Origin of the sequence: Kribbella sp. NPDC004536 (assembly GCF_042873835.1) — a bacterium.
Lineage (GTDB): Bacteria > Actinomycetota > Actinomycetes > Propionibacteriales > Kribbellaceae > Kribbella.
The window spans coordinates 1514723-1540074 of record NZ_JBIALY010000002.1 but is presented as its reverse complement, the minus strand read 5'-3'; the positions used below and the strand labels follow the sequence as shown (position 1 = coordinate 1540074).

The window sequence follows — 25352 nt, the reverse complement described above, 5'->3', positions numbered from 1 at the left end:
GTAAGGCTGCTACGCCGAGCCGCTCCGCACATCCCGCGACCGCGCAGTGGGTGAGCGTGCTCCGCATCGGTGTCCGGGTGGGCGAAGTGGGTACCGGGTTCAGATGGGAGCTGTCCGTGTTGGTTTGGTTGCGGATCCGGCCGCGCCGACTGAGATTGCGAGGGGTATGACCGATCTGTGCCCGGTCGGTGGTGGTGACGCGTGGGAGGTCACTGTGGTGAGCGAGCCGTTCACCACCGGGTCTGAGGACGTCGACACTGCCGTGGGCCGGCTCCAGGAGCAAGCTCGCCGACGGGATTGGGATCTGGTGGTCGGTCTGACCGAACTTCCGCTCCACGACGACGAGGGGCGGCACTTGCTGGTCACGACTGATCCAGGCGAACAGACCGCCGTGTTGTCGCTGCCTGCTTTGGGTGGCCTACGGATGCGTGCCCGCGCCCGCCGGGCGGTGCGCTCGCTGGTCAGCGGCATGGTCGATGCGAACAGCAACGATGAGCGCCGCGTGGCTCTACCGCGCCGACGTGGCCGCTGGCGTCTTCTCGTCGGCATGGTACTCGCCAATCGTCCGTGGCTGTTGGTCCCCGGGCTGAAGTCTGCGCTCGTGGCGGCGTTGGCAACCGGAGCGGTGGCGACGATCAATTCCACGGTCTGGCTGCTGGCGGGGACGATGTCGTGGTGGCGCTTGGTGGTTGCGACCGTCGCGTCGATCGCGCTTGCTGTCGGCTGGCTGGTGGTCGACGGGGAACTGTGGGACCGGCCTGACGACGACTCGCCGCAAGCGCGGGAGAGGTCGCGGCTGTACAACGCCTCGACGGTGGTGACGTTGGTGGTCGGGGTGCTGATCTGTTACGTGGCGCTCTACGTTGTGAACGCGGTATGGGCGCTGTTCATTCTCGACCCCCACGTGATGGGCAACTATCTCCAGACGCCGCTCGGCCACGGTGACCTGTTCGTCGTTGCTTGGTTCGTCGCGTCCGCGGCAACCGTCGGCGGTGGCCTCGGCTCCGGTCTGGAGTCCGACGAGGCGATCCGCGCCGCTGCCTATTCGAAGCGTGAACAGGACCGTCGCGACCGGCTCGCGCACGACCGGAAGCCCGGCTGATGGTGGACGAACATACCGGCGAGGCACGTCTCGACCGCGAGGAGGCCAAGCGGTTGGTTGCCAGTGGCACCTTCTTCTGGATCGACCTGCACCGGCCCACCGCCGAGGAGTTCGCGATTCTGCGCGAGGTCTTCGGGTTTCACCCGCTGGCGCTGGAGGACAGCGAACACTTCGGTCAGCGGCCGAAGGTTGAGGAGTACGACGACTTCGTCTTCCTGGTGCTGTACGGCGCGGTGCCGGACGACGGCCGGCTCGTCGAGGTGCACTGCTTCTACTCCCAGCGTTTCCTCGTCACCATCCGCCATGACAGGGTTCCGGCTGTCTCCGAGGTGCGGCGCAAGTACGAGGCCGGCACCAAGTCTGTCCGGGAGCCCATCTGGCTCGCCCATCGACTCGTCGATGCTCTCGTCGACAGCTTCATGCCCGTCCTCGCAGGCTTCGACGACCGCGTCGAGGATGTCGAGGACCGGGCTTTCCACGATGTCGCCGACGAACAGCAACTCCAGGAGATCTCGGCGTTGAAGCGCACGCTGGTCAGGATGCGCAAGGTCGTCGAGTCTCAGCGGGATGTGTTCGCGAGCCTGGTCGGTGGTGTCGTCGAGTTACCCGGAATGACGCACGAGGCGGAGCGGTACTTCCGCGACACGCACGATCACCTGATCCGCGTCAGCGGTCTGATCGACACCTATCGCGATCTTCTGACGACCTCGACGGACGTCTTCCTCTCGACGGTGTCAAACCGCCAGAACGCCGTGATGAAGCAGTTGACAGTCATCTCGACAGTCTTCCTGCCGCTCAGCTTCATCAGTGGCTTCTTCGGGCAGAACTTCGGTTGGATGGTCGATCACCTCGGCGGCGCGGCCGAGTTCGCAGCCCTCGGCGTCGGTCTGAACCTCGTCGCCGTCCTCCTGATGGTCATCTTCTTCAAACGCCGCCGCTGGTTCTGAGACTCGTCGATTCTCTGCCGGTCGGAATTGACGCCGGCAGGTAGCTCAGCGACTATTGAGGCAATGAACGTTGAGCGGGATTCCTTGGTGGAGCGGGCTCGGGTGCATGCGGCGCTCGCGGATGCTGCTCGGTTGGTGATTGTGGATGCGTTGGTCGTGGGGGATGCGGCGCCGGGGGAGTTGGGGGCGTTGTTGAGGATGCCTACGAATCTGGTGGCACATCACTTGAAGGTGTTGGAAGAGGCCGGGCTCGTGGTGCGGGGGCGGTCGGAGGGGGACCACCGGCGTACGTACGTGCGGTTGGTGCCGGAGCGGTTGGCGTCGGTGACCGCTCCGTCGTTGGGTGACGTACCGCGGGTGGCGTTCGTGTGTACGCACAACTCGGCGCGGTCGCAGTTGGCGGCGGCGATCTGGGCGCGGCGCAGTCATGTGCCTGCGGTGTCGGCGGGGACGCGGCCGGCGGAGCGAGTGCATCCGCGGGCGGTGAAGGTGGCGCGGCGGCGTGGGCTGCATCCGCAGAAGTGGCGGACCGCTCAGGTCGTGGATGTGGTGAAACCGGACGACCTGGTGATCGCGGTGTGCGACATCGCGTACGAGCACCTGCCTGCCGACGCGCGGCCGCGGGTGCACTGGTCGGTGCCTGACCCGGCGCGGGCGGACACAGATGCGGCCTTCGAGGCTGCGTACGACGACCTGGCCGGCCGCATCGATCGGCTGGCACCACTGGTTTCACAGAGGGAAGCGCGACGATGACGGCGTTGTGGCGGCGGGTTGTTGCTGAGGGCATCGGAACTGGTTTGCTGGTTACCGTTGTGATCGGATCGGGTATCGCTGCGGCGAGGATGTCGCCGGACGACGTCGGGCTGCAGCTTCTCGAGAACGCGTTCGCGACTGCGCTCGGTCTGGCCGTGCTGATCTTGATGATCGGGCCGGTGTCGGGTGCGCATCTCAATCCGGTGGTGTCGCTCGTGGACTGGTGGCTTGGTCGCCGTAACGGCGGCGGGTTGTCTGCGCGGGACGTGAGTGCGTACGTGCCGGCGCAGGTCGTCGGCGCGATCCTGGGTGCCGTACTCGCGAACCTGATGTACGGCGAGGCGGCCGTGTCGTGGTCGACGAAGGACCGTAGCGCGGGGCATCTGTGGCTGGGTGAGGTTGTCGCGACGGCGGGGCTGGTCGTGTTGATCTTCGCGCTGGCCGCATCCAACCGGGCGGCCCTTGCGCCGGCGGCGGTCGGTGCTTATATCGGGTCGGCGTACTGGTTCACGTCGTCGACGTCGTTCGCCAACCCTGCGGTGACGATCGGGCGGGCGTTCAGCGACACGTTTGCCGGGATCGCGCCGGCGTCCGTACCGGGGTTTGTGATCTCTCAGCTGGCCGGGGCTGCCGTCGGGGTGGGGCTGTTGGCTGTGCTGTATCCGAGCGTTCACGCTGTCACGACTGGAGCTTCCAAGTGAGTAAGCCGAGTGTTCTGTTCGTCTGTGTTCACAACGCCGGCCGATCGCAGATGGCCGCGGGCTGGTTGCGGCACCTGGCGGGCGACGCGGTCGAGGTCCGTTCGGCCGGTTCGGAACCGAAGGACCAGATCAATCCGGTCGCGGTGGAGGCGATGCGCGAGGTCGGCATCGACATCACCGGCGCGATTCCACAGAAGCTCGAGTACGACGTCGCGCAGGGCAGCGACGTCATCGTCACCATGGGATGTGGCGACGCGTGTCCGGTGTTCCCGGGCAAGCGCTACGAGGACTGGGAACTCACCGATCCCGCAGGCCAGCCGATCGAGGTCGTCCGCCAGGTTCGCGACGAGATCCGCAGTCGCGTGGAGAAGCTCATCAGCGAACTGCACACCACCTGATCCGTCCGTGGTCAGGCGGTTGCGGGTACGGACAGCAGGGTCGACAGCCAGGTCAGGCGTTCGGGGATCGGCCAGTAGTAGACCCAGGTGCCGCGGCGTTCGCAGTCGACCAGGCCTGCCGCGCGGAGCACCTTCAGGTGGTGGGAGATGGTCGGGCCGCTGACGTCGAACTGCGGGGTGATGTCGCAGACACAGATCTCGTCGCCGGCCGAGGCGATGATCGACATCAGCCGGAGCCGGATCGGATCCGCCAGTGCCTTGAACACCGCGGCACCATCCGCCGCCTGCGCCGGCTCGAGCGCGGCCTCGGAGATCGGCGCGCAGCACGTGGTGAGCACCGGCAACTGCTGTTTCGACATACGTCTATCTTGACTCTTGTCGAATCAACGGGCAAGCTGCCTGATTAGATAAACATCTAGACAGCGCGGAGGATCGTCGTGAACCAGCCGGTGGTAGTCATCGGAGCAGGCCCGGTCGGACTGGCCGCGGCGGCGCACCTGGCCGAACGAGGCGTGGAGTTCCTGGTCCTCGAGTCGGGGCCGGGCGTGGCAGCTGCGATCGACGAATGGCGGCACGTGAAGCTGTTCAGTCCGTGGCGCTACGACATCGACAGTGCCGCCCGCCGGCTGCTGGAGGCGGCCGACTGGATCGAGCCGGACCTGGACGCGCTGCCGACCGGTGGCGACCTGATCGACGACTACCTCGCGCCGCTGGCGAAGGTCCTGAGCGGCAGCATCCGGTACGGCTCTGAGGTGGTCGCGGTGACCCGCGTCGGCTACGACCGGATCCGTACGGCGGGCCGCGCGGGCGCGCCGCTCCTGCTGCGCCTCGCGGACGGCGAGGAAATCCTCGCCTCGGCCGTGATCGACGCCGCCGGAACCTGGCGCCGCCCGAACGTTCTCGGCGCCTCGGGTATCCCGGCCCGCGGCGAGGTCGAGGTGGCCGATGCGATCGCGCATGCGCTACCGGACGTCTTCGGGTGCGACCGTGAGCGGTTCGTCGGTCGTCGTACGGCGGTTGTCGGCGCTGGCCACTCGGCCGCGACGACGCTGCTCGAGCTGGGTGAACTGGCCGAGCACGAGCCTGGCACCGAGGTGGTCTGGGTCGTGCGTGGTACGGACCAGGCGCGGACGTACGGCGGTGGGGACTCCGACGAGCTGCCCGCTCGGGGTGCGCTGGGCAGCCGGCTGAAGGCGCTCGTACAGTCGGGCCGGGTCGAGTTGGTGAGCAGCTTCCGTACTGAGTCGATGGCGCGTACGGCGGACGGCCGGGTGGCGCTGACTGCCGGGAACCAGCAGATCGTCGTGGACACGGTGGTGAACTCGACGGGGTTCCGGCCCGACCTCGACATGGTGAGCGAACTCCGCCTCGATCTCGACCCGATCCTGGGGTCGACCCGCGCGCTCGCTCCGCTCATCGACCCGAACCAGCACTCGTGCGGTACGGTCCCGCCGCACGGCGTCGACGAACTCGCACATCCCGAGCCCGGGTACTTCGCGGTCGGCGCGAAGTCGTACGGCCGGGCGCCGACGTTCCTGCTGGCCACCGGGTACGAACAGGCGCGCTCGGTCGTCGCCGCGCTCGCGGGCGACTGGGACGCGGCGCGCGACGTCCAGCTGAACCTGCCGGAGACCGGCGTCTGCTCGTCGAACCTCGCCTACGGCGGCGCGGCCAACGAGGCCGGCGGGGCAGGCGGCTGCTGCGGCCCGACGTCGCCGGGCATCGACGCATCGGTCAGCATCGAGGCTCCGGCGAGCCGTGGCCTGTCCACCGGCATCAGCGGCGGCCTGCTGACCGTCATCGAGCCCGAGCCGAGCACGCAGTCCGGGTGCTGCAACTGACGACGCGACCTCCCGACTCGCGCTCAGCGGTCCGCAAGGGAACCGAAGAGCGCGAGCCCGCAGACCCGTGGTGTGCTGGTGTCAGCCCCGGCCGGAAGGTTCCAGCTCGCTCAGCTCTGGATCGGCGCTCGTGGGTTCGGGGCGAGTCTGCCGGTCCTGGTGACCCGGCCACCAGGCGGCGTGGCCGATCAGGGCGGTCAGGCTCGGGGTGAAGAACATCGCCATCACGAAGGCCGCGACCACGATGCCGAACGAGACCGCGAAGCCCATCTCGGTCAGCAGCGAGTTGCCGGCGAGCATCAGCGTGGCGAACGTCGCCGCGAGGATGAACCCGGCCGCGGCGACGGTCGGACCCGCGTGCCGTACGGCCATACTCGCCGCCTCGCGTGGATCGCGGCCTTCCCGTGCCTCCTCGCGGAGCCTGGCGATCATCAGAATGTTGTAGTCGGTGCCGATGGCAACCACGAACAGGTACATGATCACCGGCAGCATGAACATCAGTCCGGAATGTCCCATGCTCTTCTGGAAGATCAGTACGGTCGCACCGAGCGTGGCGCCGAAGCCCAGGCCGACCGAGGCCATCAGGTACCAAGGCGCCACGACGCTGCGCAGCAGCAGGCCCAGGATGATCATGATCAGCAGCGCGGCCAGCGGGAACACCGTGCGGTAGTCGTGGTTGACCGCCGCGTTGATGTCCTTGTAGATCGACGACATGCCGCCGACCAGCGCTTTCGTACCAGCCGGTGTGTCTGCGTGCGCGACCTCGCGAACGTCACCGACTGTGCTCAGCGCCTGATCTGTCGCGGACCCGTACGCGAGCGTGACCGTGATGTTCGCAGTCCGCCCGTCCTTGCTGAGAGCGGCCGGTTGTACGTCGGCAACGCCCGCGACCGCGCGGAGCTTCTGCTCGTACGCCGGCAACACCGCCGGATCGAGCCGCCCGCCACCGGTCGTACTGACCAGCACCGAGGTCGGTTCGGCGGCGCCGGCCGAGTACGCGGACTGCATCTCGGTCTGGACGACCATCGACTCCTTGGTCTTCGGCATCGAACCGGCTGCCAGGTCGAACGTCGCCTTGAAGCCGAGCGTACCGAGCGCGAGAGCGACCATCACGATCCCGGACACCGCCGCGAAGACGGCCGGACGGCGCTGTACGCCGCGACCGAGCGCGGCGAACCGGGCGTTCGTGGGCTCCTTGCGCCAAGCCTTCGACGGCCAGAACAACACCCGCGGCGGGATCAGCGAGCAGATCGCCGGGAACAGCGTCAACGCCGCGACCAGCGTCACCGCGACCGTGATCGCCAGCGCCGGGCCCATCTGCTTGAGGAAGCCCAGGGTCGACAGGAGCAGCGCGAGGAACGCGATCATGACCGCACCGGCCGCAGAGGCGATCGCCTCGCCGACGCGTCCGACCGCGTTGATCATCGCCTCCTTGGGCTGGTCGCCGGCCCGCAACCGCTCGCGGTAGCGGAACATCAGGAACAGGTAGTAGTCGGTACCGACCCCGAGCAGGACCACGATCAGCAACGCCGAGATCGAACTGCTCGCCTCCAGCCCGAACAGCTGCGTGGCGTCGGCGATCAGCCCGTTGGCCGTCGACGAGACCAGCGCGAGCAGGACGATCAGCGGCAGCAGCGCGAGGATCGGCGAGCGGAAGATGATCAGCAGCGTGATCAGGATGATCGCGAACGTACCGACGAATGTCAGCAGGTTCGCGCGGGTCGACGACTCCTGCTGGTCCAGCCCCTGCGCGGCCGAACCGCCGAGCTTGGCGTTGAGGTGGGTGCCCTTGGTGAGCGCCTTCGCGTCGTCCCGCAAGGTCTTCGCGGCGTCGAGCTGGCTCTGCTGGCCTGCGTTGTTGGTGTTCATCGACACCAGGCCCAGTACGTACCGGCCGTCCTTCGAGGGTGGGCCAGGTACGACCTGCTCGACCTGGTCGATCTTCTTCGCGCCGAGCTCGGTGGTGATGTTCGCGGCGTCCTTCAGGTCGGCCGGGGTGAGCCGGCCTCCGTCGGCACGCTGGTACAACACGATCGCCGACGGGGTGAACGCGCTCGGGAACGCGCTCTGCTGGAGCTCCGCGGCCTGGATCGACTCGTAGCTCTTCGGCAGGAAGCTGCTCTGGTCGCTGCTCGACGGCAGGCTCGGCGCGGTCGCCACCACGGCGACCGCGATCACGAGCCAGGCCACGATCGTCCAGATGGGATGACGGACGGCGACGCGCCCGATGCGGTGGAACATTTCGGTCATGGAACCACCATCTCCGGGCGTGCTGACACCGCGCTGTCATCGACCTGACAGCTCACCCGGCGGCGGCGCAGGGCTAGACCTACTCGGTTCCGTAGGTGATGGTGCGGAGGACCTTGGCGGGGGCGCCTGCGGCGATGGAGTACGGGGGGATGTTGTGGGTGACGACGCTGTTGGCGCCGATTACGCAGCGGTCGCCGATCGTTACGCCGCTGGTGACGACTACGTTCGCGCCCAGCCAGACGTTGTTGCCGATTCGCGTCGGGCCTTTCGAGTCGAACCCCTGCCACGGCACCGGTCGATCCGGGTCGTCGAAGCGGTGGTTGGCATCGGTCACGAAGCAGCCGTTCGCGAGCATGCAGTGCGAGCCGATCTCCACCAGGTCGAGGGACGCCACCATCACCGCGATGTTCAGGAACGTACCTTCGCCGATCCGCACCCGCCCCACGCCGCCCGTCGTGATCCACACGTTGGGCTCGAACATCGTGTTGGCCCCGACCTCGAGCCGCCCGTCCCGCAACGCCTCGAGTACGTCGCCGTGCAACGGCCAGCGCGCGAACGCACCGCGCCGCATCAACTCCCAGTGGATCCGCGCCCGGTTCCACGGCAGCGAGTTCCGCTGGTACCAGCGCCACTTCTGTGCCCAGACCGTCAGCTGCCCACGAAGCTCCTCCACCTGCGCCAGGCTACGCGGCTGTGATGTCGAGTACTGCCTGCGCGAACGCTGCCGGATCCTCCTGCGGCGGATTGTGCCCAACGCCCGGTAGCTCGCGTCGGTCGAAGCCGCCGGTGAACAGTGGCTCGTCGACGCGCGAGTCGTCGGCGCCGAGGCCGTCTGCCAACGCGTCGAGGGCGATGGTCGGCACGGTGATGGCTGGTGTCGTCGCCAAGAACTTCTCGAGGCCGTCGTAGCGCGGGTCACCCGGGGCGGCGGCGCGTCGATGCCGGTACGAGTGGATGACGGTGGCAACGAAATCGGGATTGTGCAGGCTCGGCGCGCTGGCTTCGAAGGCGGCTTCGCACTCCGCCCACAGCGGCGACCACTGGCGCCACAACAGTCCGCACAACTCGTCCGTGTACCGCTCCAGCCCAGCCTGTCCACGATCGGTGAGGAAGTAGTGGGTGTACCAGGCGGCGCTCTCGGCTTCGGGTGGGGCGGGCTCGCCGGATCGGGCGATGTCCTGGACGTTGTACCCGCCGACAGTCACCAGGCCCACGACTCGCTCCGGTGCTGCCGCCGCTGCGATACAGGCAGCTCGGCCACCCCAGTCGAACCCGCCGACGACGGCGCGTTCGAGCTCCAGCGCATCGAGGAGATCGAGCAGATCCTGGCCGAGCGCGCCTTGCTGACCGGAGCGCATGATGTCCGGATCGCGATAGCGTGTCGGGCCGTATCCCCGCAGGTACGGCGCGACGACGCGCATCCCGGCGGCCGCGAGAATCGTTGCCACCTCGTCGTAGCAACGTACGTCGTACGGGAAGCCGTGCATGAGGACCGCGGTCGGCCCGTCCGGCGGCCCAGCAGCCTCGTACGCGATGTCGAGCGCCGGCGTCGAGACAACATGCGATTCGTTCAGACCACGAGCGTTCATCCGCCAAGTCAAGCACCCTCCCAACCTGTCGAGCCACTCCGAGCCTGCGGCTGCGAGGATGTGGGGATGGAACGGATTCTGAGTCGGCCGGAAGCGTCGGATGCGGTTGTCGACATCGGCTGGCGATACTTGCTGGGTACTTTGCGGACGTCGGTTCCGGTCGGATCGTTGGCTCAGGCGGTCAGCTTGGCAGCGGACGCTGTCGCGGCATGCGGGGACGATGCCGACGGGCACCTTCGGGTCGATGCTCGTCCTGATCGGGTCGTCCTCACGCTGCAGTCGCTGGAATCCGCGGCGGTGACCTCCCGCGACGTCGAACTCGCGCTTCGGATCACCGCGATCGCGGAGAAATCCGGGTTAGCGACCGGGCCTGAAGTCGGAACAGGCGCACCCAGATCCGTCCAGCTGCTGGAGATCGCGATCGATGCGATGGACATTGCCGCGATTCGGCCGTTCTGGAAGGCGGTGCTGGGCTATGCCGACGAGTCGGGCGCCGACGGACCGACAGATCCGCTCGTAGACCCGGTTGGGCAATGCCCGGCCGTCTGGTTCCAGCAGATGGATCAGCCGCGCCCCCAGCGCAATCGAATCCACTTCGACGTCTCTGTTCCACATGACGAGGCACCGCAACGCGTCGAGGCAGCACTGGCCGCCGGAGGCCAACTCGTCTCCGCAACCCGCGCCCCGGCTTTCTGGGTCCTCGCCGACGCCGAGGGAAACGAAGTCTGCGTGACCACCTGGCAAGGCCGAGACTGAAACAGGGGTGTGACATGTCCCCGTCGTCGTAGCGCCGCCGGCTTGGGGAGGCCGACGACGTGGCTGCTGGACAACGCGCGCACCGAAGCCGGCGAGCGATCCGTCGTGGCTGCAGACGAACGATCAGTACGACGTACGCCGGCACGACGTCGCGGCTGGCCCGCCTCCGGAGCCGGGGACCTTTGACCTCGTGCACGCCCGCCTCGTACTGACACCACCTGCAAGCCATCCGCGCAGGCAAACTGGACCTCACCCTCGCGCCACTGATGTCAACCTGGGGCCGCCGCCCACAGCTCCCCGGGTAGTCGGTGTCACCCGCCGGCGATGCGGTCGGTGACGATGGCTCGGAAGTGGGGGCATTGCGTGAAGTCGGGGTGGTCGCAGTCGAGGGCGCCGTCGATCATGGCGAGGGAGGTCTCGGCGGCGGCGATTCGGGACGTCAGGGCGGCGCGCTGGCGCTGGAGGATGGCGGTACGGGCCGTTGCGTCGCGGGTGGTGATCATGTCGCGGATGTCGTCCAGACCGAAGCCCGCTTCCTTGGCGCGAAGGACCACGCCGATCCGGTAGACGTCGTCGGGACCGTACCGGCGGCGGGATCCAGCGATCCGGGCCGGAGCGAGCAGGCCCATCGACTCCCAGTGCCGGAGCACGTGGGTCCCGAGTCCGAACCGGTCTGCGACCTCACCGATGCTGAGTGTCGCCGCGTTCTCGCCGCTTGACTTCACATCGACATTAAGTCGCAGCATGGCGACCATGTCCAATCACCCAACACTCATCCAGTTGCTCGACGCGGCCGACGCGATGCCTGGCGCCGCCGAGCTGCGTACGCGCTCCTACGAGCTGCTCGAACTCGCGGCCGGTGATCCCGTCGTGGATGTCGGCTGCGGCACCGGCCGGGCGGTCGCGGAACTGGCCGGCCTTGGTGCGCGGCCGACCGGGATCGACGTCAGCGAGCACATGATTGCGGTGGCCGTCGAACGCCGGCCCGAGCACGACTTCCGGCTGGGTACCGCAGAAGCGCTGGACCTGCCGGACGACTCTGTCGCCGGTTACCGGGCGGACAAGGTATTCCATGCGCTGGCAGATCCCGTGGGTGCCTTGGCCGAGGCCCGGCGGGTGCTCGCTCCGGGCGGGCGGATCGTGCTCATGGGTCAGGACTGGGACACCGTCGTCATTGATTCCGACGAGCCCGAGCTGACCCGGGCCGTCGTGCATGCGCGCGCTGATACGGTCCCGAACCCGAGGGTCGCCCGTGGCTACCGCAACCTCCTGCTGGACGGAGGCTTCACCGAGGTGACCGTCGAGGTGCGAACCGTGGTGTTCACCGGCGCCACGATGTTGCCGATGCTGACGGAGTTCGCCGACGCCGCACGCGCCGCCGGAGCGGTCGACCGCGCGCAGGCTGATTCCTGGACGGCGGAGCAGACACGCCGCGCCCGAACAGACCGGCTGTTCCTGGCGCTCCCACTGTTCGTCGCAGCCGCAACCTGGAGGCCATGACGATGTCAGGACGCGGGAGGTGGCTGGTCTGATTAGGTCTGGGGGCGGAGGGCTATCAGGGCTATGTCGTCGGCTACCTCGTTGTCCAGGAGGGTGGACAGGAGGTGGTCGCAGAGGGTTTCCAGGTCGGGGTGGGTGGTTGCTTCGGTTTCCAGTTGGTCCAGGCCTTCCTGGATCGAGCGGGTGCGGCGTTCGATCAGGCCGTCGGTGTAGAGCAGGAGAGTTGCGCCGGGCGGCAGGTGGTGCGTGGCTTCGGTGTACTGCCATTGAGCGAGGACGCCGAGGGGCGGCGCAAGGCCGCCTTCCAGGTAGCGGGTGTTGCCGTTGTCGATCAGCAGCGCGGGCGGATGGCCGGCGTTGCTGAAGCGCAGAGAGCCCGTGTCGGGGTCGTACAGGACGTACAGCAGGGTGACCAGTTCGGCCATCGGTAGGTCGTTGACCAGGTCGTGCAGGCCGGTCATGACGGTGGTGGGAGACGGGTCATGTACGGCGTACGCGCGCACGGCCATCCGCAGCTGTGCCATCGCGGCGGCGGCCTGGAGGCCGTGGCCGGCTACGTCGCCGATGACCAGAGCTATCTGGCCGTCGCGGAGCTGGATCACGTCGTACCAGTCGCCGCCGACGTGGAGGTCCGCCGTCGCGGGGACGTACCGGGCAGCGACCGCAACGCCGGGGATGATGGGCATCCGGTCGGGAAGCAGGCTCCGTTGCAGCGTTTCGGCGATCGTGTGCTCCCGGCGGGCTCGCGCCTCCTCGAGGCTCAGCTGCTGACGCGCGGCCGACATCAGCGCGCTCGCAAGCCTCGTGCGCTCGCTGACGAGAGCGGCGAGGAAGAACGACATCAAAGCAACGGTCGCGTTGAACGCCTGGAGGGTGAGCATCTGCGACAGCAGTGACATGCCGGCGAACGGCCCTCGGCCGTGGGTCGCGGACCAGGTCGCGATCAGCGAGGCGATCAACGCGGCGGGGGCGGCGCCGCGCAACTGCAGGCGCCACGACGCCCAGCCGAGCAGCGGCAGCACCAGGAACAGCAGAGGCTGGTCGGTGTGGGTCGTCCACGACGTCACGACGGTCGTCAGTACGAGAATCAGAACGGCTTCGAGCCAACGCCGTAGCGGCCACGGCTCGAGCTCGCGGAACAGCGGGAGGCACAGCAGGAACGGGGTGACGGCGAGGACGCCCATCGCGTCGCCGGTCCACCAGACCGCCCAGGCGCCGGCCAGATCGTGCAGACCTTTCGAGGCTGTGAGCGTGATTGAGCCGACGGTGGCGCTGATCGTCATGCTCGCGAGCGCGCCCAGGAAGACGATCGCCAGCGCGTCACGCCGGCGGTCGAGCTCGCGCCGGAAACCGACCCGTTCGAGGACGATCGCCGCCGCCAGCGGCGCGAGCGTGTTGCCCGCCGCGGTGACGAGCGCCGGCACCGGCCCGCTGCTGATCGGCAGGTTGACGGCCAGAGCCGCCAGCGTCACTGCCGGCCACATCGACCTCCCCAGTACGAGGAACGCCGCCAGCGCGATTCCGGTCGGCGGCCAGAGCGGCGTGACGTTCCGCGCGACCAGCGAGAGGCTGAGGCCGAGGCGCGCACCGAGATAGTAGGCAGCGCCGACCAGGACGAGCACGACCACGGTGCGAGCAAGATGCTCTCGTCGACGCAACCCGAACTCTGCTGAGGATGCAACCACCCTGACCCCCCACCCCTGTCAGCTCATGGGACGCTGGAATCCACGTCACGTCAAGGCACAGCGCGTCGCGCTAGGCTGCGGATCGTGACTGGGGGTTTCGAGGGATGGCCGAGGTCGGCCTTCGACGTGCTGTTGCAGCTCGAGGGCGAGCCTTCGGTCGACGTACGGCGACAGGTGCGGCGGCAGCGGGAGGACCTGGTACGGCAGCCGATGATCGGTCTGCTCAACGCGGTCGCGGACGCGGATCCGGCCTACGAGGACTTCGCGGTGTGGCGGTACGGCGAGGTCCTGCTCCGCGCGTGGCAGCGGCAGGGCGCGATCGTACGGATCTCGAAGAACGTCGAGCTGGGGATCGGGTTCGACCTGGACGGCCTGCACGTCAGCCTGGCGTGGTGGTACGCGCCGTCCGAGCAGATCGAGCGCTACCGCGCCGCGGTGGCCGACGCCGGTACCGGGCGGCGGCTCGTCGCGATCCTGAACCGGCTCGAGGGGTACCAGCTGTCCGGCGACCTGATGAAGCGGCCGCCGCGGGGGTTCGCAGCTGACCACCCGAGGGCCGAGCTGCTCCGGCACCGGTCGCTGATCGCATCGCGGTCGCTCGGCTGCGACGACTGGGTCCACACCGCCGCGGCCGCCGATCGAGTACTGGCCGCCTTCACCGAGTTGCGTCCGCTGTCACGCTGGCTCGTCAGGTCTGTGTCACCAGGGAGTTCCTGACCGCTCGACAGTACAGGGCCACGCGCGATGCCGTGGCGGACGTGTCGGAGCCGGCCGCGCTCCGGGCGGCGCGCAGCAGCTCGGCCATGACCCAGTGGCCTTGCGGATCGGCGGCCATCTCCACCAACTTCTGGTAGAGAGCCGCGGCGTCCAGAACCAGCAGGTCGGTGAGCGCCTCCAGCAGTTTCTCGCGGGCCAGTAGGATCTGCCCGGCGTTGTAGCGGCCGAAGTTGCGGTAGGCAACGAAGCTCGCGGTGTCGAAGAACTGGTTCAGCGTGCTCTCGCGCGGATAGGTCGGGTACCGCTCGTGGAAGGCGAGCAGCCCCGCGGGCATCTCCTTGGCCAGACCGGGTTTGGCGTACCAGAGCACCCCGACCTGCGTCTGATCGGTGAAGAACCCCGCACCCTTGGTGAAGAACCCGATGTTGACGGTCCGCGGTGAGTACGCCGGTACGCGCGAACTGCTCGGCGTCGCCCGGAGCGGGTCGAGGCTGATGTCGATCCGGATGTCGCACTCGCTGGGCGCGATCGCGATCGCCTTGCCGAGCGAACTGGTCGCGTCGCCCGGGCCGGAGTCGGCGTCGACGCAGACGATCTCGGTGACTTCGGGGATCCGCAGCAGTTCGACCAGCCCGGTGTTCTCCCAGTGCCCGCCGTCGGTGAGGTACAGGTACGGGTCGTCGAGGTCGTGGATCCCGAAGAACTCCTTGAACAGATAGCCCAGCCCGGTACGCGCGTACCGCAACTCCTCCTTGACCTGCAGGCCGTTCGCCTCCAGTTGGGTGATGAACCGCGGGTTGGCGATCCAGACGCCGAGCCGGATGTTGAAGAACGTCAGCAACATGCTGGTCGGTCCGATGCCGATGCGGCCCATCGCGGGGGAGACCGCCGCGCTGGAGATGGCGACCGCCATCATCGTGGTGATCCGCTTGTGCAGGCCCTGCCCGAGTTTGTCGACCACGCCCGTCAGGGCGGCGAACTCGAGCGTATGACCGCGCCTGTCCTGTGGCAGGTGCAAGGTGGTCCGCTCCGGATCGAACGTCACGCTCAGCGCCGGCGTGCCGTAGTGGCTGCGGACCGCACGCGACGTGACCGTGCTCGTCGTGCACACCACCAGCGGCGTTCGCACCCCACTGTCGGCGTTGAACGAGAACAGCGCCGGTTCCCGCTTCGCCAGCTCGCCACCTGCCACGTTGTCGTTCTGGTACGCCTGAACGCGCTCGTCGTTCGCGGTCCGGTACGTCGCGTACGCGAGCCGCAGCTTGCCGCGGTAGAACGGTGCGAGCGACCAGTCCTCCGGGCTCGGACCGAGGATCACGTACGCGACGATCGCGAGCGCGAGGATCCAGTTCCAGCCGGACTGCCAGCTGACCAGCTCGTTGCCGGACCACTGCACCCCGTGTTCGGCCGCGGTCCAGGTCGAGAGCGCGGCCAGGCACAGTACGACGACGATGAACGCGAAGCCGCCGAGCATCGGAGCGAACCGTGCGGCCGGCTTGCGGAGGATACGAACGGCCGAACCGACGACCCCGGCGCCGGCGGTGACACCGGCGACCGTGGTGGCCAACGACAGATGCGCGACGCCGCCGACCAGTTCGACGAACGCCCAGATCGTGAGGGCGAGCGACATCCCGATGGCGAGTGCGGCGTACGAGGCCCACTTGAGCGCAACCATCGTCAGGCGCGCCCACTGCTGCTTCTGGGCGGGACCGACGAGGAACTGACCGGCGAGGGTCCAGAGCAGCACGATCGCGAACCCGACGACGAGAAAGACGATGCCTGGCCGGGCGAGCCCATGGTCCGTGACGAGCCGGTGCATGGCGCCGGCCGGCAGCGTGCCGTGCCCGCCGGAGAACTTGCGCAGCATCCAGCCCACGGGTCGCGTGATCGCCCACAGGATACTGACCAGTACTAGCGCGTTGACGGTGAGCCCAGCGATAACCGTCGCCCAGACGGTCGGCTTGTACGACGCTTTGCCGGAAGGCTGCTGCCCTGCGAGAGCGTCCTGCTTGGTGTTGTCCGTGGCGGCCGGGTCGGTGTCCGATCCGCGAGGTTCGTTCGACGCGAGGTACCCGAGGTTGTCGACGAGGTGGCGCTCCTCCGGGGTGAGCCAGCCGTTGGGCTGCATCGCCCAGGGAGTCGGTGCCAGGTTGCCGGGTTGGACCCGGTCGGGATCGCCACCGTCCTCCGTCAGGTAGCTGGACCGCGCGATACTCCAACCCGCCGCCATGTTCGATCCACCCGACACCGCGGTCACCGCGCGCGCCGTCGACCAGCCGAGGATGCCACCGTCGAGTACTTGCAGCGCGCCGAGGCTGATCGACGACGCCCGGATGCCACCGCCGGACAGCGCGATGCCGTGCGCCGCCGTCCCTCGGGGAGCGGTACCCCGATCCACCGGCGTACCGCCCGCGGACGGCCCGTCCGAACCGTCCGGTTTCTGCGCGTATGTCGGCAGCGCCCACGAGGCGAGCCGGACCCAGCGCGGTGTCGACCACCAGGCGAAGGCGCCGGCCGCGCTGTAGACGACCGCGGCGAGCAGGATGGCGAACTTCGCCCACGCGCAGACCGCGACGAACTGCCACGAGCTGTCCGCCGACCCCGCCGTGAGCATGAGGATGTTCTCGGCGATGTCGAGTGCCCCGGCCACGAGGACCGAGATGGCGACGGCCTTGCGCGCCCGCCGGAGCGTGGGCAGCCGGAAGTACAGGCCGGCCCACAGGACCAGTACGACGAGCAGTAGAACGTACGAAATGATGAACCAGAAGTCCTGGTGTACGGCTCGGGTGAACGGGCCGTCGCAGTCGCAGGCCGTCTTCGCGCCGCTGTTGCCGGCGAGCTCGATGCCGGCCATGGACCGCCGCTGACCTTTGATGCTCGCGGTGTTGCCGAAGTGTGCGCTGACCAGTACCGCGAGGGCGAGTGCGCCCCAGCGCAGTACCGTGAGCTGGGTCGAAAGCTGCCCGGAGCCGGGGGTAGGCAGCACCCGCGAGACGAGGTCGGTCCGGAAGACCAGTACCAGGCCGAGTACGACGGCGATGACCAGCAGCGCGATCCACACCGCCTGCGGCCCACCGCCGAGGCTGTCGCCGAGCAGTACCGCGAGCCCAGCGAACGCGGCGGCGCCCACGACGAGGAAGAGCACCCGGCGCCAGTAGTGGAACGAGACGTCCGTTTGCTGGTCGAGACCGCCGGCCGGCTGATCGACGAGATTCGTCATCTGCTGCGCCCCCGCTCACGAGATCGGTTCTTACCTAAAGGAGGCTCGAACACGGAAATTGATACGCCGACCGCAGGGGGTTAACCCGTCCGACGATACGGGGGCTAGCACCATCGTCGGAAGATCTGGATGGCCTTAACGTTGCCGCCATGTCGATCAGATTCACTGTGGTCATACCTGCCTACAACGAGGAGCGGTTGATCGGGGACTGTTTACGATCACTCGCCGAGCAGGACTTCGGGGGTGGGGTCGAGGTGGTTGTGGTTGACAACAATTGCACCGACCGGACCGCGGAGATCGCCCGGTCGTACGGAGCGGTCGTGGTGAGCGAGGAAACACCGGGCGTCTGCCCGGCCCGGCACCGGGGGAGTGCGGTGGCGCGCGGCGAGATCGTGGTGTCGAGCGACGCCGACACGGTGTTCGACCAGGGCTGGTTGTCGCGGATCGACCGGAGCTTTCGGGCGGATCCGGAGCGGGTCGCCGTGGCAGGGCCGTGCCGCTATGTCGGTGGCCCGTGGTGGGGCCGGGTGTACGCCGGCATCCTGTTCTACCTGGTGCACCTGATCTACCGGGTCACCGGGCGGGTCATGTACGTGACGGCGACGAACATCGCGTTCCGGAAGGACGCCTGGTCGGGGTACGACCTGACCGGGACCCAGGGCGCGGACGAGCTGGGCCTGCTGGGGCAACTGCGGACCCGCGGGCGAGTTGCCTTCGACCGCGCCAACCCGACCTTCACCTCCGCGCGGCGGCTGGCACGCGGGTTGGTGTACAACGTCGCTGTGTCGTTCCTCTTCTACTACGCGCTCGCGGTCACGGTGAACCGCGTGGCCGGCCGGCCGGTGATCGGCACCGCGCCGGCGTTCCGGAGTTCACAGCCCGGTCTGCGCTGGCAGCGGGTCCGGGCGCGTACGGCCGCGCTGGCCTGGCTGGCGGCGATCATCGCCGGAGCGGTCATGGCGGCCGGGCTGGTCGAGAACTCGTGGCTGGCGAAGCGATGAGGAAACGGGCGATCGCCGGGACCGCCGCCGGTGCCGCCGGTGCGGTCGGTGCGGCGTACTGGTTCATGATGTCGCCGTACTCGCAGGCGCTCGGCCGGTTCCCGTACCGCGGGCCGGCCGCCGAACGGACGGTCGCGCTCACCTTCGACGACGGGCCGAACGAGCCGTACACCTCGCAGCTCGCGGACTACCTCGACGACCAGGACATCCGGGCAACGTTCTTCCAGGTAGGCAAGGCGGTCCAGCGCCACCCCGACGTGACGAACCGCCTCGTGTCGACAGGGCACGTGGTCGGGCTCCACGGGTACACGCACGAGTTCACGCAGTACCTGCGCCGCCGTACCCTTGCCGACGAACTGGACCGCGGTATGGGCGCCTTCGCCGAGCTGGGCATCCGCCCGACCCTCTACCGTCCGCCGTGGCTGCTGCGCATCCCAGCGCTACCCGGTCTGCTCCAGGAGCACGGTCTCGACGTGGTGTCGGGCGAGTTCTGCCATCTGCTCGAGGTCGCCCAACCGAGCCCGCAGCGGATGGCCGCCCAGGCGTTCCGGGTGGCCCGCCCCGGCTCGATCGTCATCTTCCACGACGGCTGGGACGGAAAGTCGGCAGACCGGGCAGCGACCGTCGAGGCCGTCCGCCTCCTCGTTCCCCGGTTGCGCGCCCAGGGCTACACCTTCACGACGGTCGACAAACTCCTCGGTCTCGCTGTGTGACGAGGATCTTTCTGGGAGTGAGCGTGGTTTGTTCACCTCGCGCACATCTGGGGTTGGCGCTCGGCTCACAGGATTGGTCGCGGCCCTGAGGGTCCCAGCAGGGCCGCCCATCCCTGTGAGGAGGAATCGTGATACGCAAGCGCATCGCGGCCGCGGTCTGTGCGGCGGCTGCCGTCATCGCCTCGGTGACGGTCGCCCACGGCAGCTCGTCCACCGCGCAAGCGGCGACCAGCGTCCCGGTCTTCGACCACATCGTGCTGGTGATGTTCGAGAACCACGCGTACTCGCAGATCAACGGCAGCTCCAGCGCCCCGACGTTCAACAGCCTGGCGAGCCAGGGCGCGAAGTTCACCCAGGCGTACGGCGTGACGCACCCCAGTGAGCCCAACTACCTGGCGATCTTCTCGGGCAAGACCCAGGGGATCACCGACGACAGCTGCCCGCACACGTTCAGCGGGAGCAATCTCGGCAGCCAGCTGATCGGCGCGGGCAAGTCCTTCAAGGGCTACTCCGAGAGCATGCCCTCCGACGGCTACACCGGCTGCTCGAGCGGCGAGTACCGGCGCAAGCACAACGGCTGGGTCAACTTCAGCAACGTCCCGGCCGCCAGCAACCTGACGTACGCCGACTTCCCGAGCTCGGCGAACTACGCGAGCCTGCCGACCGTCTCGTACGTCACCCCGAACATGTGCAACGACATGCACGACTGCTCGGTCGGGACCGGCGACACCTGGCTGAAGAACAACCTGACCGCGTACGCGACCTGGGCGAAGACCCACAACAGCCTGCTGGTCATCACGTTCGACGAGGACAACGGCAGCTCGTCGAACCACATCTTCACCGCCTTCGTGGGCGCGCACACCCAGGTGGGCACGTTCGCCAACCAGATCAACCACTACAACGTCCTGAGCACCATCGAGAGCGCGTACGGCCTGACGCACCTGAACTCGGCCGCCGAGATCACCAACGTCTGGAACTGATTCGCCGCAAGCCCGCTCGTGGACCTGGTCCACGAGCGGGTGCCTGCTCATGTCGGAGGTGGTCCTCGTGTACCTGTCCTCGATCGACCGTCCGCACGCGGCGCGGACGTCCCGCCGGGCGTTGTTCCTGGTCAGCGGCAACGTCTTCGCGCTCGGCGCGGTCAGCCTGATCACCGACGTCTCCTCGGAGATGGTGACCGCGGTACTGCCCGTGTACCTGATGATCGGCCTGCACCTGAGCCCCGCGGCGTACGGCGTGGTCGACGGCACGTACACCGGGGCGACCGCCGTCTTGCGGCTGGTCGGCGGGTACGTCGCCGACCGCGCGCGCCGGCGGAAGGTCGTCGCCGGACTCGGCTACGGGTTGTCCGCCGTGGCGAAGCTCGGTCTGCTGGCCGCGGGCAACGCGGTCGGCGCGATCGGTGCGGTGATCGCGATCGACCGCACGGGGAAGGGCCTACGGACGGCGCCACGCGACGCGCTGATCACGCTGTCGACTCCGCCGCCGCTGTACGGCCGCGCGTTCGGCGTGCACCGCACGATGGACACCATCGGAGCGTTCGCCGGCCCGCTGGTCGCGCTCGGCATCCTGACCGCCACGGCGCAGGCGTACGACGCCGTGTTCGTGGCCAGCTTCTGCATCGCGGCGTTCGGCGTACTCGTGCTGGTCCTGTTCGTCCGTGATCGCCGCGGCGAACAGCCTCCGAAACACACCGTCGCGCCGTCGGCGTTGCTCGGCCTGCTGCGGATGGCGCACGTACGACGACTGGTCCTCGCCGCCTGCCTGGCCGGGCTCGTGACCATCGGCGACGGCTTCATCTATCTCCTGCTGCAGCGCCGCGAAGACTTGAGTATCACCTGGTTCCCCTTGCTTGCCGTGGGCACCAACCTTTCCTACCTGCTGCTGGCTGCTCCGCTCGGGATCCTGGCCGACAAGATCGGACGGCTGAAGGTGGTAGTCGGTGGTTACACGGCGCTGATGCTGGTCTACCTCCTGCTCTTCGGGCCGATCGGCGGGTGGCCGCTGCTTGTCGTCGTACTGGCGCTCTACGGCGTGTTCTACGCATCTACCGACGGAGTGCTGATGGCGCTGGCGGGACCTGTCCTTCCCGAGGGACTACGTACGACAGGGATCGCGCTGATCCAGACCGGGCAGGCGTTGTCGTACGTGCTGTCGTCGGTGCTGTTCGGCCTCGCCTGGACGGTCTGGGGCCCAGCCGGCGCCTCACGAATCGCGGCGGTTCTGGCGGCGGCCGTCGTACTCGTGGTGGCCGTGTTACTGCGCGGACTGACGGAGCAGAAGGCATGACGCGGCGGATCGTGCTCGCTGTGGTCGGCGCTGTTGTACTGACGACGGTCGCCGTCGGGTACGGCGTTGTGTCGGCCGCACGTGATCACCCGACCGTCACGAGCGCGCTGAGTCTTTCGGGTCCGCGGATCATGTTCCGCAGTACCGCACCTGAGAGTCGCGGCCACCTCGCTCTGGTGTCCAAGGACGATCCGGGCGGACCGCGTTCGGTGTCGGCGCTGACGTGTCTCCGGGTCTACGCCGCCGGCGGCACCGGAACCTGCCTGCGACAGGACGGCGCGCTCACCACTTTCCAGATCGCGATCCTCGACCGGAACCTGCAGGTGGAGAAGGCGATTCCGCTGGTCGGCGTACCGAACCGGACCCGGGTGTCCGGGGACGGGCGGCTGGTGGCGTGGACGGTGTTCGTCGCGGGCGACTCGTACAACCACGGACGGTTCTCGACCCGGGCCGGGCTGATCGACCTGCGGACCGAGGACATGGTCGATTCGCTGGAGTTCCTGTCGGTGACCCGGGACGGTCACCCGTACACCGCGCCCGACCTCAACTTCTGGGGCATCACCTTCACCGCCGACGACAACCGCTTCTACGCGACGATGTCGACCGCCGGACAGCGCTACCTGGTCGAAGGCGACATCGCCGCGAAGACCGTAAGAACGATCGCGAAGAACGTCGAATGCCCGTCGCTGTCCGCCGACGGCAAACGCATCGCGTTCAAGTCGGCGATCGATGGGGACCCGGCGAAAGGCTGGCGCCTGTCCGTACTGGACCTGTCCTCAGGCACCCGGACCCTGCTCGCCGAGACCCGCAGTGTCGACGACCAACCAGCCTGGCTGGACCCGAACACCATCGCCTACGCCGTACCCCGCGGCGCCGGCGACGCAGACATCTGGGCCGTGCCCGCCGACGGCTCGGGCAACCCCCGCCTACTCATCCCGCACGCCGAATCCCCAGCCGCGCTCAACTGACCGTTGTGGTTCAGGCCACAGTCGTCCCCGGGAACTGACTGCCGGTCCTACTCGACTCCTGTTTCATGAAACCTGTACGGCTGTGGGTCTGCGCACTCGTTCTCGCTGTCGCCGGCTGTGCCGGGTCGCCGGTCACGAGCACCGAGGTCGCGCCGACTGCCAAACCGGGGCGGACGACGTACCCGTTGACCGTTGACAACTGCGGACTGAAGCAGACGTTCAACAAACCACCCTCGCGAGTGGTGATCCTGAACGGTACTTCGGTCGGTGAGGCGGAGAGCTTCGTCATGCTCGGGCTGCAGCAGCACGTGCTGGCGAACGGCCAGTCGTACGGCGTTTCCGACGATCCCGGGATGGTTGCCAAGGTCAACGCACTGCCCAAGGCCGGGCTGTCGATGAACAAGAACTTCGACGTGCCGGCCGAGCAGGTACTCGCGCTGAAGCCGGACCTGGTGGTGTCGACGTGGTCGGGCGGCTTCGAGGCGTCGAGTGGGTTCGCGACCCGCGAGCAGCTCGCGGCGGCCGGTGCGGCGACGATCGTGAATCCGGTCAACTGCGCGTTCGGCAAACCGCAGGCCAGTGCGGCGGAGAAGGCCGCGTACGCCGCGCAGAGCATCGAGTCGTCGTACGCGTTCCTGACGTTGCTCGGGCAGATCTTCGACGTACAGCAGAAGGCCGCGGACACCGTCGCGGCACTGCGGTCCCGGGTCGACGCGGTCCGCGCGAAGGTGCAGGGCGCCGAACCGAAGCGGGTCGCGATCGTGTACCCCGGCATGTCGATGATGAACGAGAACGGCCTGCCCGCGGTGATGACCGGCGGGATCTACGACGACGTGATCAAGGCCGCCGGTGGCGTGAACGCGTTCGCGGGCGAGTCGGCCGACGCGACCCGGACGATCAACGCGGAGCAGCTGGCGGCGGCTGATGTCGACGTACTCGTGGTCGGCGCGTTCACGCCGGACGAGAAGCCGGACGTCGAAGCGGCGAAGCTGCTGAAGCAGTTCCCGCAGTGGCGGGCGGCGCAGTCGAACACGTTCACGACGGTTGCCGACGGCGTCTACCTCGGCCCGCTCAACGCGTACGCCATCGAGAAGATCGCCAAGGCCGCGCATCCGGACCGGTTCTGAGGTGGTGACCGTACGCCGGCGTCCCGGCCTGGCCGGATCGTGCATCGTGCTGTTTGCCGTCCTGGTGGTTGCGGTGGTCGGGTCGATCTCGCTGGGAACGGTGACGGTGCCGGTCGGCGACGTGTGGTCGGTGATCCGGTACCACCTGACCGGCAGCGGTCCGCAGCCGGCGCCGTTGACGGAGCAGATCATCTGGTCGATCCGCGTACCGCGCGTCCTGCTCGCGGCGGTCGTCGGCGCCGCGCTCAGCGTCGCGGGAGTCGCCCTGCAGGCGCTGATCCGGAATCCGCTGGCCGATCCGTACGTCCTCGGCGTCTCGTCCGGAGCGTCACTCGGAGCGGTACTCGTGATGGGCGCCGGCCTGGCCGGTGTGACGACCTCGGCCGGCGCGTTCATCGGAGCGACCGGGTCCCTGCTTGCGGTGTTCCTCCTCGCGCAGCGCTCCGGCCGGCTCGCTGACACCCGGCTGATCCTGGCCGGAGTTGCGGTCAGCTACCTGGCGATGGCCGGAACGAGCCTGGTTCAGTTGCGGGCTGAGCCGACCCAGGTGCGGGGGATCTTGTTCTGGCTGATGGGCAGTGTTGCCGGTGCGGACTGGTCGAAGCTGGGTCTGCCAGCGTTGGTGATGGTTGCCGCGGCGGCGTACCTGTTGCTGCAGGGGCGCGGTCTGAACGCGCTCGCGGTCGGCGACGACGACGCAGCCGCGCTCGGCGTGGACGTCCATCGGCTGCGGATCGTGTTGTTGCTCGTGTCGTCGTTGCTGACCGCAACAGCGGTGGCAGTTGCCGGCGGCGTCGGATTCGTCGGTCTGATGGTTCCGCACGCGGCTCGTCTGGTGATCGGCTCGGACCATCGAAAGTTGTTGCCCGTCGCAACCTTGGGCGGCGCGGTGTTCCTGGTACTGGTCGACCTGGCGACCCGGACCGTTGACCGCCCCAACGAGTACCCGATCACGGTGTTCACAGCGGCCCTGGGGGCGCCGTTCTTCCTCTGGTTGCTGAGGCGAGGTACGTCATGAAGCTGGTCGTACGAGACGTCGGTGTGGTCGTGGACCGGCTGCCGATCCTGTCGGCGGTCGACCTGACCGTCGAACCCGGGCAGTTCGTCGGCGTCGTCGGCCCGAACGGCGCCGGCAAGTCCACCCTGCTGCGCGCCGTCTACCGCGCGCTGCGGCCGACGACCGGCACAGTCCTGCTCGGCGGCGACGACGTCTGGCGGACGCCGGCCAGGACGGTCGCGAAACGCCGGGCCGTGGTGACGCAGCACCAGACGATGGCCACCGACTTCACCGTCGAGGAGATGGTGGCGATGGGGCGTACGCCGCACAAGGGCCTCCTCGATCGCGACAGCCGCACCGACCGCGCTCTGGTCGCCGAGGCGCTCGCCGCGGTGGATCTCCCGACGGCCGGTGGACGGCTGTTCTCCACGCTGTCGGGCGGCGAACGCCAGCGGGTCCTGCTGGCGAGAGCACTCGCACAACAGGCCCCGCTGATCGTGCTGGACGAGCCGACGAACCACCTCGACATCCGCGCGCAACTCGAACTCCTGCACCTCGTCCGCAGCCTCGGCGTCACGACGATCGCCGCCCTCCACGACCTCGACCAGGCCGCCGCCCACGCGGACCGGATCGCCGTACTGCACGCCGGCCACCTGATCGCCGAAGGCCCACCCCTCGAGGTCCTCACCGTCCCCCTGATCGAATCAGTCTTCGGCGTCCGCGCCCACATAGCCCCCCACCCCCTCCACGGCCGCCCCCACATCGCCGTGGCCCCGTTGATCTCTTGACGAGCCCGCG

24 protein-coding genes are annotated in these 25352 nt (G+C 68.3%); 17 read left to right on the top strand and 7 right to left on the bottom strand.

Going from position 1 to position 25352, the window contains the following annotated elements; all coding sequences use genetic code 11:
• Positions 1 to 166: 166 nt before the first annotated feature.
• From ACFYRU_RS22145 to ACFYRU_RS22125, 5 genes are all read left to right on the top strand, one after another.
• Positions 167 to 1102, top strand: coding sequence for a hypothetical protein (locus ACFYRU_RS22145; RefSeq protein WP_387661873.1), 936 nt, complete (start codon positions 167 to 169; stop codon positions 1100 to 1102).
• Entirely contained in the window at positions 1102 to 2049 is a 948-nt protein-coding gene (corA, locus tag ACFYRU_RS22140; protein WP_387661871.1) for a magnesium/cobalt transporter CorA, read from the top strand. Before ACFYRU_RS22145 ends, corA begins: the two co-directional genes overlap by 1 nt.
• A gap of 63 nt (positions 2050 to 2112) precedes the next feature.
• Positions 2113 to 2802: an ArsR family transcriptional regulator gene (locus ACFYRU_RS22135; RefSeq protein ID WP_387661869.1), complete on the top strand. Its 690-nt coding sequence runs from the start codon at positions 2113 to 2115 to the stop codon at positions 2800 to 2802.
• Positions 2799 to 3503 (top strand): aquaporin, encoded by a 705-nt coding sequence (locus tag ACFYRU_RS22130; RefSeq protein WP_387661868.1) that lies wholly within the window; start codon positions 2799 to 2801, stop codon positions 3501 to 3503. The genes ACFYRU_RS22135 and ACFYRU_RS22130 overlap by 4 nt, the downstream gene beginning before the upstream one ends.
• On the top strand, positions 3500 to 3901 hold the full coding sequence (locus tag ACFYRU_RS22125; RefSeq protein ID WP_387661866.1) for an arsenate reductase ArsC: 402 nt from the start codon (positions 3500 to 3502) through the stop codon (positions 3899 to 3901). Before ACFYRU_RS22130 ends, ACFYRU_RS22125 begins: the two co-directional genes overlap by 4 nt.
• An 11-nt stretch (positions 3902 to 3912) precedes the next feature.
• Here the strand turns inward: ACFYRU_RS22125 and ACFYRU_RS22120 are convergent, their stop codons facing one another.
• Positions 3913 to 4260 carry a metalloregulator ArsR/SmtB family transcription factor gene (locus ACFYRU_RS22120; RefSeq protein ID WP_387661864.1) on the bottom strand — a complete coding sequence of 116 codons (348 nt, stop codon included), beginning with the start codon at positions 4258 to 4260 and terminating at the stop codon, positions 3913 to 3915.
• A gap of 78 nt (positions 4261 to 4338) precedes the next feature.
• Here ACFYRU_RS22120 and ACFYRU_RS22115 point away from each other — a divergent pair, with 78 nt between their 5' ends.
• Positions 4339 to 5742, top strand: a complete 1404-nt coding sequence (locus tag ACFYRU_RS22115) for an FAD-dependent oxidoreductase (protein WP_387661862.1) — start codon at positions 4339 to 4341, stop codon at positions 5740 to 5742.
• An 81-nt stretch (positions 5743 to 5823) separates the two neighbouring features.
• Here the strand turns inward: ACFYRU_RS22115 and ACFYRU_RS22110 are convergent, their stop codons facing one another.
• The 3 genes from ACFYRU_RS22110 to ACFYRU_RS22100 form a co-directional block, all read right to left on the bottom strand.
• A complete protein-coding gene (locus tag ACFYRU_RS22110; protein WP_387661861.1) occupies positions 5824 to 7992 on the bottom strand; it encodes an MMPL family transporter in 2169 nt (722 codons plus the stop codon).
• Positions 7993 to 8071: 79 nt separating this feature from the next.
• The gene (locus tag ACFYRU_RS22105) at positions 8072 to 8665 is read right to left on the bottom strand and encodes a DapH/DapD/GlmU-related protein (protein WP_387661859.1); all 594 of its coding nucleotides are present in this window, start codon (positions 8663 to 8665) and stop codon (positions 8072 to 8074) included.
• Positions 8666 to 8675: 10 nt separating this feature from the next.
• Positions 8676 to 9581, bottom strand: a complete 906-nt coding sequence (locus tag ACFYRU_RS22100; RefSeq protein WP_387661857.1) for an alpha/beta fold hydrolase — start codon at positions 9579 to 9581, stop codon at positions 8676 to 8678.
• A gap of 66 nt (positions 9582 to 9647) precedes the next feature.
• Between ACFYRU_RS22100 and ACFYRU_RS22095 the strand changes: the two genes are divergently transcribed.
• On the top strand, positions 9648 to 10337 hold the full coding sequence (locus ACFYRU_RS22095; protein ID WP_387661856.1) for a VOC family protein: 690 nt from the start codon (positions 9648 to 9650) through the stop codon (positions 10335 to 10337).
• Between the two features lie 311 nt (positions 10338 to 10648).
• On the opposite strand, the gene ACFYRU_RS22090 is transcribed toward ACFYRU_RS22095, so the two are convergent.
• On the bottom strand, positions 10649 to 11092 hold the full coding sequence (locus ACFYRU_RS22090) for a MerR family transcriptional regulator (RefSeq protein ID WP_387661855.1): 444 nt from the start codon (positions 11090 to 11092) through the stop codon (positions 10649 to 10651).
• Between ACFYRU_RS22090 and ACFYRU_RS22085 the strand changes: the two genes are divergently transcribed.
• Positions 11091 to 11837: a methyltransferase domain-containing protein gene (locus tag ACFYRU_RS22085; RefSeq protein ID WP_387661854.1), complete on the top strand. Its 747-nt coding sequence runs from the start codon at positions 11091 to 11093 to the stop codon at positions 11835 to 11837. The genes ACFYRU_RS22090 and ACFYRU_RS22085 overlap by 2 nt on opposite strands.
• Before the next feature lie 32 nt (positions 11838 to 11869).
• Here ACFYRU_RS22085 and ACFYRU_RS22080 read toward each other — a convergent pair whose 3' ends face one another.
• A complete protein-coding gene (locus ACFYRU_RS22080) occupies positions 11870 to 13465 on the bottom strand; it encodes a SpoIIE family protein phosphatase (RefSeq protein ID WP_387661852.1) in 1596 nt (531 codons plus the stop codon).
• A gap of 141 nt (positions 13466 to 13606) precedes the next feature.
• Between ACFYRU_RS22080 and ACFYRU_RS22075 the strand changes: the two genes are divergently transcribed.
• A complete protein-coding gene (locus ACFYRU_RS22075) occupies positions 13607 to 14239 on the top strand; it encodes a DUF2461 family protein (protein ID WP_387661851.1) in 633 nt (210 codons plus the stop codon).
• On the opposite strand, the gene ACFYRU_RS22070 is transcribed toward ACFYRU_RS22075, so the two are convergent.
• Positions 14211 to 17459: a hypothetical protein gene (locus tag ACFYRU_RS22070; protein WP_387661849.1), complete on the bottom strand. Its 3249-nt coding sequence runs from the start codon at positions 17457 to 17459 to the stop codon at positions 14211 to 14213. The two genes, ACFYRU_RS22075 and ACFYRU_RS22070, sit on opposite strands and share 29 nt — an antisense overlap.
• A gap of 149 nt (positions 17460 to 17608) precedes the next feature.
• Between ACFYRU_RS22070 and ACFYRU_RS22065 the strand changes: the two genes are divergently transcribed.
• The 8 genes from ACFYRU_RS22065 (at position 17609) to ACFYRU_RS22030 (ending at position 25342) form a co-directional block, all read left to right on the top strand.
• Positions 17609 to 18460, top strand: coding sequence for a glycosyltransferase family A protein (locus ACFYRU_RS22065; RefSeq protein ID WP_387661847.1), 852 nt, complete (start codon positions 17609 to 17611; stop codon positions 18458 to 18460).
• A complete protein-coding gene (locus ACFYRU_RS22060) occupies positions 18457 to 19173 on the top strand; it encodes a polysaccharide deacetylase family protein (RefSeq protein WP_387661845.1) in 717 nt (238 codons plus the stop codon). Before ACFYRU_RS22065 ends, ACFYRU_RS22060 begins: the two co-directional genes overlap by 4 nt.
• 128 nt (positions 19174 to 19301) lie before the next feature.
• The gene (locus ACFYRU_RS22055) at positions 19302 to 20153 is read left to right on the top strand and encodes an alkaline phosphatase family protein (protein WP_387661843.1); all 852 of its coding nucleotides are present in this window, start codon (positions 19302 to 19304) and stop codon (positions 20151 to 20153) included.
• A 49-nt stretch (positions 20154 to 20202) separates the two neighbouring features.
• Positions 20203 to 21462, top strand: coding sequence for an MFS transporter (locus ACFYRU_RS22050; RefSeq protein WP_387661841.1), 1260 nt, complete (start codon positions 20203 to 20205; stop codon positions 21460 to 21462).
• Positions 21459 to 22430: a TolB family protein gene (locus ACFYRU_RS22045; RefSeq protein WP_387661839.1), complete on the top strand. Its 972-nt coding sequence runs from the start codon at positions 21459 to 21461 to the stop codon at positions 22428 to 22430. The genes ACFYRU_RS22050 and ACFYRU_RS22045 overlap by 4 nt, the downstream gene beginning before the upstream one ends.
• A 65-nt stretch (positions 22431 to 22495) precedes the next feature.
• Positions 22496 to 23557 (top strand): ABC transporter substrate-binding protein, encoded by a 1062-nt coding sequence (locus ACFYRU_RS22040; RefSeq protein WP_387661837.1) that lies wholly within the window; start codon positions 22496 to 22498, stop codon positions 23555 to 23557.
• A gap of 4 nt (positions 23558 to 23561) precedes the next feature.
• Positions 23562 to 24575 carry a FecCD family ABC transporter permease gene (locus tag ACFYRU_RS22035; protein WP_387661835.1) on the top strand — a complete coding sequence of 338 codons (1014 nt, stop codon included), beginning with the start codon at positions 23562 to 23564 and terminating at the stop codon, positions 24573 to 24575.
• Positions 24572 to 25342 carry an ABC transporter ATP-binding protein gene (locus ACFYRU_RS22030; RefSeq protein WP_387661833.1) on the top strand — a complete coding sequence of 257 codons (771 nt, stop codon included), beginning with the start codon at positions 24572 to 24574 and terminating at the stop codon, positions 25340 to 25342. The genes ACFYRU_RS22035 and ACFYRU_RS22030 overlap by 4 nt, the downstream gene beginning before the upstream one ends.
• Positions 25343 to 25352: the final 10 nt, after the last annotated feature.